Raw genomic sequence first — 13,532 nt, 5'->3', positions numbered from 1 at the left:
ATTACATCATTTAAGTCTAAATCTGACCGGAAGTGTAAATCGTGAGTTTACATTTTCACCTTTGTGTTTTCCCGGAATCCAATCGGGCATTGAGTTTACCACTCTGATAGCTTCGGCATCAAGTAGCGGAGATATGCTTTTTACAACAATCGGGTTAAGCAGTTTACCATTTTTAGAAACAATAAACTGAACTACTACCTGACCTTCTTCCTTGTTTTCAATGGCTTGGGCCGGATATTTGATGTTCTTTGCAATAAACTGTAAGCATGCCTTCATTCCATCCGGAAATGTAGGAGCAGTATCAACGACATCATACACTACGTCTTTTAGTATAGCTACAGAGTCCGGTACAGCTTCTTCTTTGAGAGATTGTGTGGCACTTACAGAGTCTTTCATCTCGGTAGTAGCCTGCTCGTTACTTGTTTTATTTCCGCAATTGCTAAACAATAGCAACATGGCTACTACCGGCAGAAATATCAGAAATTTGCTCTTCATAATTTTTTGAGTTCTTTTTTCGTTCAACATTTTAATTCGTTTTTAAAGGTTATACATTAGGATTAATATCTGAATTTGCTGCAGCCAATCAGATCTTATTTATTTTTAAAAGAAGATACTATTCTTCTTTCTTTATTGTGTTTTATCTGTCTGGGCATATCTTCTTCGTTCTGGATATCAATATAATGATATATTACAAATCTACTAAATTTAAGTAGATAGTTTATATTTATCAATATAAAGTTTGTTAATGATAAGAAAATAAAACCACAAAAAGGATTAGAAGTATAATAGTTAATTGGGAATATCTTTATAGCTTTGCCGTAAAATTAGAGTTAGATGGGAACATTAAGTAAAAATAGAGTTAAATATATCCGATCGCTGGAATTAAAAAAAAATAGGAAAGAAGAAAGAGTCTTTCTGGCAGAAGGTCCCAAATTGGTAGATGATTTACTGGGACATTTCCCCTGTAAGTTTCTGGCGGCCACTTCGGAATGGTTTAGAGAACATTCTACAGTCAAGGCTATGGAGGTAATTGAAGTAAGTCCTGAGGATTTGTCTCGTGCCAGTTTGTTGAAGAGCCCTCAACAAGTATTGGCATTGTTTGAACAACCGAAGTATGAGATCGATACAGAAGTTATTCGTAACTCTTTATGCTTAGCTTTGGATGATATTCAAGACCCCGGCAATCTTGGGACAATCATTCGTCTTGCGGACTGGTTTGGTATTGAACACATTTTCTGTTCGCCAAACACTGTTGATGTTTTTAACCCTAAAGCTATACAAGCTACCATGGGAGGCATTGCCAGAGTAAAAGTACATTATATCGCATTGCCAGAGTTGATTCATGTGCTGGGAAATATACCGGTATATGGCACCTTTCTGGATGGAAAGAATATGTATGAGCAGCCTTTGTCAAAGAATGGAATAATAGTAATGGGCAATGAAGGAAATGGTATTGGAACTGAAGTGGAAAAGCTGGTAAACCGTAAGTTATACATTCCAAATTATCCTCAAGAACGGGAGACCTCAGAATCATTGAATGTAGCCATTGCTACCGCAATTGTCTGCGCTGAGTTTCGGCGACAGGCCGCATTGTAGCAAAGTCAAAGGGAAATAACAAATAAGCCTGCCATTTCATGCATGAGGTAATTTCCGGAATAGTAATACTTTGTTCATCGGTATCGGTTAAGTTGAACAAAGTATTATTTATATCCAGTTTTTTTTGTGAGGTCAATAAAATGACACCGGGAAACCATTCTACAGATTCAATTTCTTCATTACAGGGAAAAATACGATAGACATACTCTCCCTCCATTTCTATAGCATACAGTTTTAAAAATCCACTTTCCGGAATAAATATATAATGTGCAGCAAAACGTTTCATCTCATCTTCTAATTATTCTGACGACGCAATGGTCTCCTCGGATTAGTTCGTTGCTGTCTTTCTAATTGCTGTTTTTCTTTTTCTATTTGTTGCTCTTTCTCTCGTTGTTCCGGTTTAACGGGACGGACATCGTTATTGGGGCGGTTCAAATCCTTTGGATTAGTCCGTTGATGTACCGGCGTCGTTTGAATAGTATCTTGGGGAGCTTTCTTCCGGATAGAATCTACTTTGTTTTTTTCTGTTATTGAGTCGGCATTTAAAGAGTCTTTTCCCATTTGTGTTAATGAGTCATTTACATGATAACGGGTCAACGAAATGTCACTAACCAAAAGTGTTGTTGACTTTTGGGATTGCGGATAGAAAATGAATCCTTTTATTTCCTTGATAGTCATCGTATCTGATTGAAGACGAATGTCCTGAATTCCTGATTCAAATATATGTTTCGTGCAACTATTGGTCACACTGTCGTTCTTATAAACAATCTGCATGGCCATTACCGGAGCCATTGTTGAGTCCGGCATTCCATCCAGGAAGTTATATTGTATTTTCCAGAGCAATACATCACGTTTCTTGAAATTTGTATCAGAAGGTAATGTGAACGTGAACTTATTATTCAATGGAGATTCCGTTAACTGGGCAACCCGCTGCCATGCCCAGACATTGATACTGTCGCCTGGAGCAGACATCTTAGGCTTATTATCACGCAATGCTATTAAGTGGTTGATGGCATCCTGTTGGGCTTTCAGCCTTTTATTTACCTTTTCATAGATTTCCGATAGTATTTTTGTGTTGCGTGTATACCACACCATAGACGAGTCAAAAACTTCTTCTGTTGTACCATATTTCTTAAATACAGCTTCTACATACAATGCTTTTTTGTAATTCTCGCCACCAGGCATGTTCTCACCCATCGCTTTGGCAATGTGGTAATCGTATAGCAGATTTTCCATCTGTGATTCTGATATAACGCTATCAGGTCTTTTCACCTTACAAGCAGATGTTATCAGTACCAAAAGACAGATACAACATAATTGAAACCGGAAATACTTTTTCATTACCTCTTTTTTACTTTTTGGTCACAGAATGATGGTATGAATCATTCAGATATTTGCTATAGAACAGTAATAAGGCAATAATTCCGCAGCTAATGGCGGCATCTGCGAAATTGAAGATCGGACTAAAGAAAATGAAATGTTCTCCACCTACAAAAGGCATCCATGTCGGCCAGTTCGTATCAATTATCGGGAAATAAAACATATCAACTACTTTACCATAGAACCAAGTGGAGTAACCACCTCCTTCGGGCATAAAACTGGCTATCTGTGAATGGGTGCTTTCGTTGAAAAAGACTCCATAGAAAACACTGTCAATAATGTTACCCAGTGCACCGGTCAAGATTAACGATACACAAATGATATATCCGGTTTTTAATCCCCTTTTTACTATTTTATATAAGTACCACCCTATCAGGCCTACTGCGACGATTCGGAATGTAGTCAGAAAGAGTTTTCCAAATATCTCCATTCCAAATGCCATACCATTATTTTCGGTGAAATAAATATAAAACCAATCTGTAATACGGATACTCTCATGCCAATACATATGAGTCTTGATCCAGATTTTAATCACTTGATCAATGATCAGCACAGAAAAAATGACGAGCAGAGCGATTTGTCCTTTCGTGAGTAGTTTTTTCATTTTGTTACGCTATCAGTTATATAAGTTACGAGCTACCCATTACAAGCTAAAGAGAAACACGATATTGCGTGTATACACTTGTCTCTTGCAATAGGTAGCTCGTAGCCTACTATTTATTTCTTTCCACTGTTCTTTGCTTCAATGCTCAGTGTAGCATGAGGCACAGCACGCAGACGTTCTGCCGGAATTAATTTTCCTGTTTCGCGGCAAATACCATACGTTTTATTCTCGATACGTACAAGAGCAGCCTGTAAACCCTGAATAAACTTCAGTTGGCGCTGAGCCAGACGTGTAGTCTCTTCTTTCGACAATGTATTTGCTCCTTCTTCCAAGACTTTATATGTGGGGGACGTGTCATCTGTGTCATTCCCGTCCAGTCCCATTAAGCTCAGTTTTAACTGTTCATAGTCACGTTGTGCTAATTCCAGTTTTTCATTGATGATGGCACGGAATTCTTCTAACTCCGCATCCGAATATCTTGTCTTTTCTGCCATAACTTTTACTGTTTAATAGGTTATTAGTATTAGAATTATTCTTTCACTACATTCACGAACAAAGAGAAGTCGTCAAAATTTAATTCTGTGCCGTCTTTTACTTCGTCTGCCAAAGTAAGGGATGTACCCAAAACTTGGTTACAAATATAACCATTATATTCATTTACCGCATCATCTGTCTGCGGATTTTTAGATAATGTTATTTTTATTTTGTCTGTAATCTCGAAACCACTTGATTTACGGATATTTTGAATGCGGTTTACCAATTCACGTGCAATTCCTTCACGGCGAAGTTCTTCCGTTACAGTAACTTCCAGCGCAACAGTCAATTTCCCTTCATTGGCAACCAACCATCCCGGAATGTCCTCGCTGAAGATCTCTACATCTGCCGCTTCTATAACAGCTTCTGCCCCATCTAAAACAAGGGTATAACGGCCGTTCTTCTCAAGTTCGGCAATAGCTTCCTGTGACATTTCTGCTACAGCTGCCGCAACAGCCTTCATTTGCTTGCCGAATTTTGGTCCCAGTTTTTTGAAGTCACATTTAACCTTTTTCACCAGAACGCCAGCTGCACCATCAACGAATTTAATCTCTTTTACGTTGACTTCACTCATGATAAGTGCTTTTACAGCCTCGATATGCGCCTTTTGTGTTTCATCCACTACGGGAATCATGATACACTGCAACGGCTGACGAACTTTAATATTCACTTTACGACGCAATGCCAATACCATGGAAGTAACGTCTTGTGCCATCTGCATTTGTGCTTCCAGTTCCTTATCTACCATTTTTTCATTGTATTCCGGGAATTTCGCCAGATGGACAGAAACAACATTATCGCGTCCTGTTGCACTGATTAGGTCGCCATACAGACGGTCTGCATAGAAAGGAGCGATAGGTGCCATTAATTTGGCTACCGTTTCCAGGCATGTATACAAAGTCTGATATGCAGATAGTTTATCCTGAGTGAATCCACCACCCCAGAAACGCTTACGGTTCAGGCGGACGTACCAGTTAGACAGATTATCGTTTACGAAATCAGAAATTAAACGTCCTGCTTTAGTCGGTTCATATTCGTTATAACAGGTATCTACTTCCTTTATTAATGTGTTCAGTACGGAGAGAATCCATCGGTCAATTTCCGGACGATCGCTCATCGGAACATCAGCCTCTTTGTATTCAAACCCGTCTACATTAGCATACAAAGCAAAGAAAGAATAGGTGTTGTATAAAGTACCAAAGAATTTACGCCGCACTTCTTCGATACCTTCTACATCAAACTTCAGGTTATCCCATGGAGAAGAATTGGTAATCATATACCAACGCAAGGGGTCGGATCCATATTTCTCGATAGTAGAGAACGGATCAACCGCATTTCCTAAGCGTTTAGACATTTTATTGCCATTCTTGTCTAACACCAATCCGTTTGAAATGACTGCTTTGTATGAAACACTGTCAAATACCATGGTTGCAATGGCATGCAATGTGAAGAACCATCCACGTGTCTGATCCACACCTTCTGCAATGAAGTCTGCCGGGTATACCTGATGGCTATCCAACAACTCTTTATTTTCAAATGGATAGTGGATCTGTGCATAAGGCATCGCACCCGAATCAAACCATACGTCAATCAGGTCCGTTTCGCGTTTCATAGGCTTACCATCCTTTGAAACAAGGATAATATCGTCTACATACGGGCGATGGAGATCTATCTTATTATAATTTTCTTCATTATACTCACCCGGTATGAAACCTCTATCTTTATAGGGATTCGATTGCATATACCCTGCGGCAACCGATTTTTCGATTTCATTATATAACTCCTCAACCGACTCTATACATTTCTCGTCGCTGTTGTCTTCTGTTCGCCAAATAGGCAACGGAGTACCCCAGTAACGGGAACGGCTCAGATTCCAATCATTCAGGTTTTCCAGCCATTTGCCAAAACGTCCGGTTCCGGTAGATTCCGGTTTCCAGTTAATGGTTTTGTTTAACTCTATCATGCGCTCTTTGCATGCAGTAGAACGAATAAACCAACTATCCAGCGGATAATAAAGCACCGGTTTGTCTGTACGCCAGCAGTGCGGGTAATTATGCACATGCTTTTCTATTTTGAAAGCCTGATTATTAACTTTCATCATCATACAGATACTTACATCCAATGATTCATCCTGATCGGACAGATTCGGATCATAAGCATTCTTCACGAAACGACCTGCATATTCTTTGTATAAATCTACGTTAACACGCTGTTTTACAAATTCTTCATCCAACTCATCTAAAGTATAGAATTTACCGGTCAGATCTACCATCGGACGAAGTTCACCTTTTTTATTAATCAACTGTAATGGAGGCACACCGGCAGCTTTTGCCACTTGAGCATCATCCGCACCAAATGTCGGAGCGATGTGTACAATACCCGTACCGTCCTCTGTTGTTACATAATCGCCCGGTATTACACGGAAAGCACCTTCTCCCGGATTTACCCATGGAATTAATTGCTCATATTCCATGTCTACCAAATCAATACCTTTATATTCAGCAATTACTTTGAAAGGAACCAACTTATCACCTGGTTTATAATCTTCCAGTTTCAGTTCGGCTGCTTTCGGGCTGAAATGTGCATTCAACAATGCCTTTGCCAATACTACCGTGATTGGCTGTCCTGTATATGCGTTATACGATTGAACTGCAACGTAGTCAATTTTAGGACCTACACAAAGTGCTGTATTCGAAGGTAGTGTCCATGGAGTAGTAGTCCATGCTATAAAATAAGGAGTACCCCACTCTGCCATTTCGGGTTTAGGGTTCTTCATCTTAAATTGCGCCACTACCGTTGTGTCTTTCACGTCACGGTAGCATCCCGGCTGATTCAGTTCATGTGAACTTAATCCTGTCCCGGCTGCCGGAGAATATGGCTGGATAGTATATCCTTTATAAAGTAATCCTTTTTTATACAATTGTTTCAATAACCACCACAGTGTTTCAATGTAACGGTTGTCATATGTGATGTACGGGTGCTTCATATCCACCCAATACCCCATTTGATGAGTCAGGTCTTCCCATTCTTTTGTGAATTTCATTACATCCTGACGGCAATGAGCATTGTATTCTGCTACAGAAATTGTTTTTCCAATATCCTCTTTGGTGATCCCTAAAGACTTTTCTACACCTAATTCTACAGGGAGTCCGTGTGTATCCCAACCTGCCTTACGTTTCACCTGATATCCTTTCATCGTTTTGTAACGACAGAAAATATCTTTTATAGAACGAGCCATTACATGGTGAATACCCGGCATACCGTTAGCTGATGGAGGCCCTTCGAAGAAAACAAACGAAGGACAGCCTTCACGTTCTGTCATACTCTTGGCGAAAACCTGGTTTTCGTCCCATTTTTTCAACACGTCCTTATTCACCTGCGAGAGGTCGAACTGCGAATATTCGGCAAATTTCTTGCTCATGGCTATATTTACAATTTTACTATTTACAATTTAAGATCGGGATACCCTCCCTATTTTAAGGGTGCAAATGTACAAAAACATTCGTTTTCATACAAGAAAAGCCTTTTTAATTTCAGTCTGACAGGAGGGGTCACCTTGTGAAAAGAGTGTAAAAAGTAGTAAGGGGGGCAAAACAAAAAACTATATGCCTTGTTTATCAGGGAAATTTTAAAACCCTATATGTTATGAATTACGGTATTAGTATATTGTTCAGAGCAATTCCTTTGGCGATGGCTCTGTTTTGTTTCGGCTACGGAGCGTTTATCAGTGTATATGGAGATGATCCTAACCGATTGGTGGCAGGTCCTGTAGTCTTTTCATTAGGTATGATTTGTATTGCATTGTTTGCAACAGCTGCTACTATAATCCGGCAAATCATTCATACTTATGGGCGCGGTTCTCTGTACGCACTGCCTATTATCGGTTATTTAGCTGCTGCCGTTACTATTATTGGTGGAATTTGTATGTTTACCGGATCTACCTCCGCCTCTTCCTTTGTGGCTGGACATGTGGTTGCCGGAGTAGGACTGATAACTACTTGTGTAGCAACCGCTGCAACATCTTCTACCCGCTTTTCACTGATTCCTGCCAACTCAAAAATGATTGGTAATGGTATTCCCAAAGGAGCGTTTACTAAAGGTCAAGAACTTGTATTAAAAACAATAGCTATTATTGTATCGTTGATTGCTTGGATATGGGCTTTTGTTTTATTGGCCAAAAGCGATGTAGATCCTGCTTATTTCGTAGCAGGGCATGTGATGGCAGGTCTGGCTTGCATTTGCACAAGCCTGATTGCTTTGGTCGCTACTATTGCCCGTCAAATCAGAAATGTGTATACCGATAGAGAACGTAAAAGATGGCCAAAACTCGTATTGTTGATGGGAACCGTATCGCTTCTTTGGGGGCTGTCTGTTATTTTTGCCGATTCAAGCACTACTAATGGGGTAATCGGATATATCATGATTGGGCTTGGTCTTGTTTGTTACAGTATTTCAAGTAAAGTAATTTTGCTGGCTAAAATCTGGGGGCGAGAATTTGCTTTGGCCAACCGTATCCCTCTGATTCCGGTATTGACAGCATTAGCTTGTCTGTTTCTGGCCTCTTTCGTCTTCGAATTAGGTACGACGCACGATGATTATTTTATCCCTGCACGCGTATTAGCCGGTTTAGGGGCTATTTGCTTCACCCTCTTTTCAATTGTCAGTATTCTTGAGAGTGGAACATCTTCAAAATAAATGCAATAGGACAATCCTAAAACGAAAGCGGAGTTCACAATTCCGCTTTCATTTTAGAGAGTTCATTTATTCATAGAATTTATTAAGTGAGACATAATATTCTAATCGGGAATTGGGTAATGTGAATGACATATAATTGCCAAAATATACATTTGGGCAGCCGGTTTCACCAAGAATTTTTCCTGCATGAGATTTTTTAATAGCAGATGCAAATGTCGACGCTCCGGAATAAGTGGTTTCATTTACCAATACTGTAACTATTCCTTTATAAATATCTGCTTTATCCCGGTTTCCCGCTACAGAAGAATCTTGAATAGCAAATAAAGATCCGTCAGGCAAATTTTTGATTTCTTCATAAGTTTCCGGATGTTTTTGCTTATTATACAGTTTTGAGTATGAACTGATTTTTAAATCAGTTTTAGTATATAATGTATAAGCATCATGCGATAAGTATGATAGAAGCATGTCAACTCCGGCACTTGACCCTCCTTTGTTATTTCTGATATCTATAACCAAATTGCGTACATGTTCTCTGTTAATCACCGAAAAGACAGAGTCACAAAATTGTTTTAGTTGTGGTAATTGATATAAGTTCATTATTTGCAGAGTAGCAGTCTGTCTATCGGGGCTTAGAGTATAACTAAATTGCGGCAGGCTTTTTCCAAGTTTTGCTTTTAAAACAGGGAGGGCATCTATTTGTCCGATGCCATTCAATGATTCTTTCCAGATCTTATTTCCCCTTTTAATTGTAAAATCATATTTGTCACCCCAATTATATTTATACCATAGCAAAGTAGAAAGATAAAGGGTCAATTGATTTTCCTTAATAGCATTCCCTTTTTCAGCTCCCAGTAAGAGATACAATTGACTTAATATAGTTTGACTATTTATATTATTCATACATGTTATTTCATCATTTTCCTGTATCGAACAGGATATTAAGGGGAAATCAACCACTATCTTATCGTCTACTATTTTTAAGCGTAAAGGCAGAGTCAGTCCTCCATGATTCAAATAGTCTATTCTGTCTGGAGTAGCAGGAATTGCGAAATTAGTATGACCATCTTTTACAGATGCAACAAATGGAGAGACTATAAAGTAGAAATCAGAAACGTTTCGTTCTTTATTTAACAAGCGATATATTGAATCATGCTTTTCTTCGAATTCTTTTTGTGTTTGATACATAAATAAATCCGGATGTACTTGACATAATAAGCTATATAAGGTGTCAAAATCTTCTTTTTGCTGGCGGGAGGTTAGTACTTGAGCATTTATTGGGATGCTGAGATTACATAAAATGATTATCATCAGAATTAAAGATGGAGTTTTCATGTTTTGCCGTTTTTAAGATTAGACATTTAATGATTAAAGCTATTTTGTGAATGCTAATATAGATAATCTCCTGGAAAGCTACTTTATTCTAAGTACTAATTTATATTTTCTTTTATTTTGTATCCCGGTCATCCCCAACCAATATTATAAATAGCAACGTTCCTTTTCAATTTAAATCTACTTCAAAATTGTATTTAATACAAATTAATAGCCCTTTTATACGTTTATTGGCATATTTTTACTTACTTTGCACCATATAAAGGCACAACTATGCACAAAAAACTATTAGTGACTGCATATTTTGTAATAGCAGCATTATTGCAAACTATGACAGGCAATTTCCCCTTATCTTTTTTTGCATTCCCTCTGAATGTGATTGTAGCAGTTATATGGGTCTATTTATTATGGCGTCTCTATAGAGAAGGTAATAAGTTGCCGTTAACCCGTTTTCTGCTGTCTTCCCGGACAAGTATTTTATCAATTTTATTATTAATAGGTGGCAGCTTGGTTATCGGGTTGTTTCCCCAATTATCGGAAGCAGAAGCTGCCTCCATATCAGGAGTCCCAGCCTCACTGGGATGCTATAACTTTATGACTTCCTGGGTATTCATTGCCATTCTTTTTCTTTTATTGAGCAATCTGACAATGGTGGTTATCCATGCTTTCTATCATCGTGTACCGGCGAAGAAGCGTTTTCTCCTGAACCATTTGGGGGTATGGTTCGCTTTATTTGCCGGATTCTTCGGCAGCAGCGATGTGCAGACATTACGGATTCCGCTTTATGCCGGACAACCGGGACGCGAAGCCTATAGTATGGATGGGAAAGCCTATTATCTGGATTATGAATTGGAACTCTACTCTTTCAATACAGAGTATTATCCGAACGGGATGCCTTCGCGTTTTGCGGCAGATGTACGTATTGGAGAGCAGAGAACTACGCTTGAAGTAAATCATCCTCACAGTTACCGTTTGGGAGAAGATATTTATCTGACCGGATATGATACGCATAATGTGGGAAATACCCGATATTGCATTCTTCAGATTGTACGTCAACCTTGGAAATATGTAATGGTGACTGGTATTTTAATGATGCTGGCAGGAGCTGTTCTGCTATTTATTAATGGTCCTAAAAAAGCTAAATCATGATAACCTGGGATAACTTCTATCTGTTTGCAACCGTCTCCGTCTGCCTTTGGCTTATTGGGGCCATATCGGCACTTCGTTCATCGGGACAAAGCAAAATAGCTATTGTACTGACTGTAGCAGGAATTACTTGTCTGGGGATATTCATTGCCGGGCTATGGATATCTCTGCAACGCCCTCCTCTTCGCACTATGGGTGAAACCCGTTTGTGGTATTCCTTTTTTATGGGGATTGCCGGGCTGTTGACGTATATTCGCTGGAAATATCGATGGATACTTTCTTTCTCCACTCTGCTGTCCACTGTCTTTGTTATCATCAATTTGCTGAAGCCCGAGATACATGACCAATCACTTATGCCGGCTTTGCAAAGTGTCTGGTTTATTCCCCATGTCACAGTTTATATGTTCTCCTACTCTGTATTGGGATGTGCTTTCATTATTGCTATTTGCGGGCTTGTACACCACAAAGAAGAATATTTGGTGACAGCAGATAATCTGGTCTATTCTGGTGTGGCTTTTTTATCGATCGGCATGCTTCTTGGATCTTTATGGGCAAAGGAGGCCTGGGGAAATTATTGGAGTTGGGATCCCAAAGAGACCTGGGCAGTGGTTACCTGGATGGGATACCTATTATATATGCACCTGCGTTTACGGGACAGGCTTCGTAAAAAGATGCTGTATGTCATACTTATTTTCTCCTTTTTGGCTTTGCAGATGTGTTGGTATGGAGTAAATTATTTGCCTTCGGCTCAACAAAGTGTACATTTATATAATCGTAATAATTAACTAAAAGAATGCACAATGAAGAAAAGTACAAAATTTATCATCGCATTACTGGTGACGGTCGGAGCTTTGGCTATCACTTACCGCGTCGTAAATCAGGCTCCGTCAAAAGAGCTTGCCGCTGACGCTCAGATGCAAGAGATCATTACTTCCGGTGGCTGCCTGCAATGCCATTCGGGTAGTCCGGATCTTCCTTTTTATGCAAGCTGGCCTGTTGCCGGCGGAATGGTTCAGAAGGACGTGGAACAAGGTTATCGCGCTTTTGACATAACCGAAATGGCTGAAGCCTTAAAAGCCGGTAAGCCTGTAGGAAAAGTGGCTTTAGCCAAAGTAGAGAAAGTGATCATGGACGGAACAATGCCCAAACATGCCTACTATATGGTACACTGGGGAGCCAGTGTGACAGATGCTAAAAAGGAAATGGCTATGGCGTGGGCGAAACAACACCGTCTGGCACATTATGCTAACGGGCTGGCTTCATCCGAATTTGCTAACGAACCGGTGCGTCCCATCGCTGATTCCATTCCGGTAGATATGCGTAAAGTGATTTTGGGAGATATGCTTTATCACGATACTCGCCTTTCGGCCGACAACACCGTTTCATGTGCATCATGCCATGGATTGAATACGGGAGGGGTAGACAACAAGCAATATTCAGAAGGTGTAGGTGGACAATTCGGAGGTGTGAATGCTCCGACGGTATACAATGCTGCCTACAACTTCGTGCAGTTCTGGGACGGACGTGCCGGAACACTTGCCGAGCAGGCTGCCGGTCCTCCGTTGAATCCGGTCGAGATGGCTTGCCAGTCTTTTGACGAAATCATTGCAAAACTCGAACAGGACGCTAATTTCACCAAAGCCTTTTTAGCTGTATATCCCGACGGATATTCGGAAAAGAATATCACTGACGCTATCGAAGAGTTCGAAAAGACATTGCTCACTCCCAATTCTCGTTTCGACCTTTATCTGAAAGGTGAAAAGACTGCTATTAACGATATGGAACTTGCCGGATACGAATTGTTTAAGAAATACGATTGTGCTACTTGCCATGTAGGTGAAACTTTGGGTGGTCAGTCTTACGAGTTAATGGGTGTGAAAAGAGATTATTTTGCAGATCGTGGCATTGAATTGACAGAAGAAGATAACGGACGCTTCAAACAGACCCAAAATGATCGTGATAAACATCGTTTCAAAGTTCCCGGTTTAAGAAACATTGCCCTGACGGCTCCCTACTTTCATGACGGTAGCATGAAAACAATGAAGGAGGCCGTGGATTATATGGCCAAATATCAGGTAGACAAGAATCTGCCGGAAGATGAACTGAATAAAATAGTAGCTTTCCTGGAAACACTGACCGGAGAGTATAAAGGTAAACCACTGACCAATGATAATCAGAGCAAGGCATTGTAATGTCTGCCGGATAAAAACAAGAAAAGGATACTCTTTGCAGAGTATCCTTTTTAGTT

At 39.8% G+C, this 13,532-nt stretch carries 12 protein-coding genes; 5 read left to right on the top strand and 7 right to left on the bottom strand.

Translation table 11 applies throughout. From position 1 onward, the window contains the following. Positions 1–6: 6 nt before the first annotated feature. Entirely contained in the window at positions 7–525 is a 519-nt protein-coding gene (locus tag FDF36_RS02115) for an energy transducer TonB (RefSeq protein ID WP_220390139.1), read from the bottom strand. 309 nt (positions 526–834) lie between these two features. On the opposite strand from FDF36_RS02115, the gene FDF36_RS02110 reads away from it, so the two are divergent. Continuing rightward, positions 835–1,596 carry a TrmH family RNA methyltransferase gene (locus tag FDF36_RS02110; protein ID WP_220390138.1) on the top strand — a complete coding sequence of 254 codons (762 nt, stop codon included), beginning with the start codon at positions 835–837 and terminating at the stop codon, positions 1,594–1,596. Here FDF36_RS02110 and FDF36_RS02105 read toward each other — a convergent pair. The 5 genes from FDF36_RS02105 to ileS all read right to left on the bottom strand — a co-directional run bounded on the left by FDF36_RS02105 (position 1,550) and on the right by ileS (position 7,535). Then, the gene (locus FDF36_RS02105; protein ID WP_220390137.1) at positions 1,550–1,882 is read right to left on the bottom strand and encodes a hypothetical protein; all 333 of its coding nucleotides are present in this window, start codon (positions 1,880–1,882) and stop codon (positions 1,550–1,552) included. The two genes, FDF36_RS02110 and FDF36_RS02105, sit on opposite strands and share 47 nt — an antisense overlap. Before the next feature lie 8 nt (positions 1,883–1,890). Further along, positions 1,891–2,937, bottom strand: a complete 1,047-nt coding sequence (locus FDF36_RS02100; protein ID WP_220390136.1) for a DUF4296 domain-containing protein — start codon at positions 2,935–2,937, stop codon at positions 1,891–1,893. 10 nt (positions 2,938–2,947) lie between these two features. Continuing rightward, a complete protein-coding gene (locus FDF36_RS02095) occupies positions 2,948–3,580 on the bottom strand; it encodes a lipoprotein signal peptidase (protein ID WP_220390135.1) in 633 nt (210 codons plus the stop codon). Positions 3,581–3,693: 113 nt separating this feature from the next. After that, positions 3,694–4,074 carry a TraR/DksA family transcriptional regulator gene (locus FDF36_RS02090; RefSeq protein ID WP_005777736.1) on the bottom strand — a complete coding sequence of 127 codons (381 nt, stop codon included), beginning with the start codon at positions 4,072–4,074 and terminating at the stop codon, positions 3,694–3,696. Positions 4,075–4,109: 35 nt separating this feature from the next. Next, the gene (ileS, locus tag FDF36_RS02085) at positions 4,110–7,535 is read right to left on the bottom strand and encodes an isoleucine--tRNA ligase (RefSeq protein ID WP_220390134.1); all 3,426 of its coding nucleotides are present in this window, start codon (positions 7,533–7,535) and stop codon (positions 4,110–4,112) included. A gap of 224 nt (positions 7,536–7,759) precedes the next feature. Here ileS and FDF36_RS02080 point away from each other — a divergent pair, with 224 nt between their 5' ends. Next, entirely contained in the window at positions 7,760–8,809 is a 1,050-nt protein-coding gene (locus FDF36_RS02080) for a DUF2776 domain-containing protein (protein WP_193684130.1), read from the top strand. Positions 8,810–8,875: 66 nt separating this feature from the next. On the opposite strand, the gene FDF36_RS02075 is transcribed toward FDF36_RS02080, so the two are convergent. Continuing rightward, entirely contained in the window at positions 8,876–10,141 is a 1,266-nt protein-coding gene (locus FDF36_RS02075; RefSeq protein ID WP_220390133.1) for a S41 family peptidase, read from the bottom strand. 270 nt (positions 10,142–10,411) lie between these two features. Here FDF36_RS02075 and FDF36_RS02070 point away from each other — a divergent pair, with 270 nt between their 5' ends. The 3 genes from FDF36_RS02070 to FDF36_RS02060 are packed head-to-tail and all read left to right on the top strand — an operon-like array spanning position 10,412 to position 13,476. Further along, positions 10,412–11,287 carry a cytochrome c biogenesis ResB family protein gene (locus tag FDF36_RS02070; protein ID WP_220390132.1) on the top strand — a complete coding sequence of 292 codons (876 nt, stop codon included), beginning with the start codon at positions 10,412–10,414 and terminating at the stop codon, positions 11,285–11,287. Further along, positions 11,284–12,069 (top strand): cytochrome c biogenesis protein CcsA, encoded by a 786-nt coding sequence (ccsA, locus tag FDF36_RS02065; RefSeq protein WP_220390131.1) that lies wholly within the window; start codon positions 11,284–11,286, stop codon positions 12,067–12,069. Before FDF36_RS02070 ends, ccsA begins: the two co-directional genes overlap by 4 nt. 15 nt (positions 12,070–12,084) lie before the next feature. Then, the gene (locus FDF36_RS02060) at positions 12,085–13,476 is read left to right on the top strand and encodes a cytochrome-c peroxidase (RefSeq protein WP_220390130.1); all 1,392 of its coding nucleotides are present in this window, start codon (positions 12,085–12,087) and stop codon (positions 13,474–13,476) included. Positions 13,477–13,532: the final 56 nt, after the last annotated feature.

This window comes from Bacteroides fragilis, from assembly GCF_019583405.1.
In the GTDB taxonomy this organism is placed as follows: domain Bacteria; phylum Bacteroidota; class Bacteroidia; order Bacteroidales; family Bacteroidaceae; genus Bacteroides; species Bacteroides fragilis_B.
The sequence above is the reverse complement of the archived record's forward strand: the minus strand, read 5'-3'. Positions and strand labels throughout refer to the sequence as shown.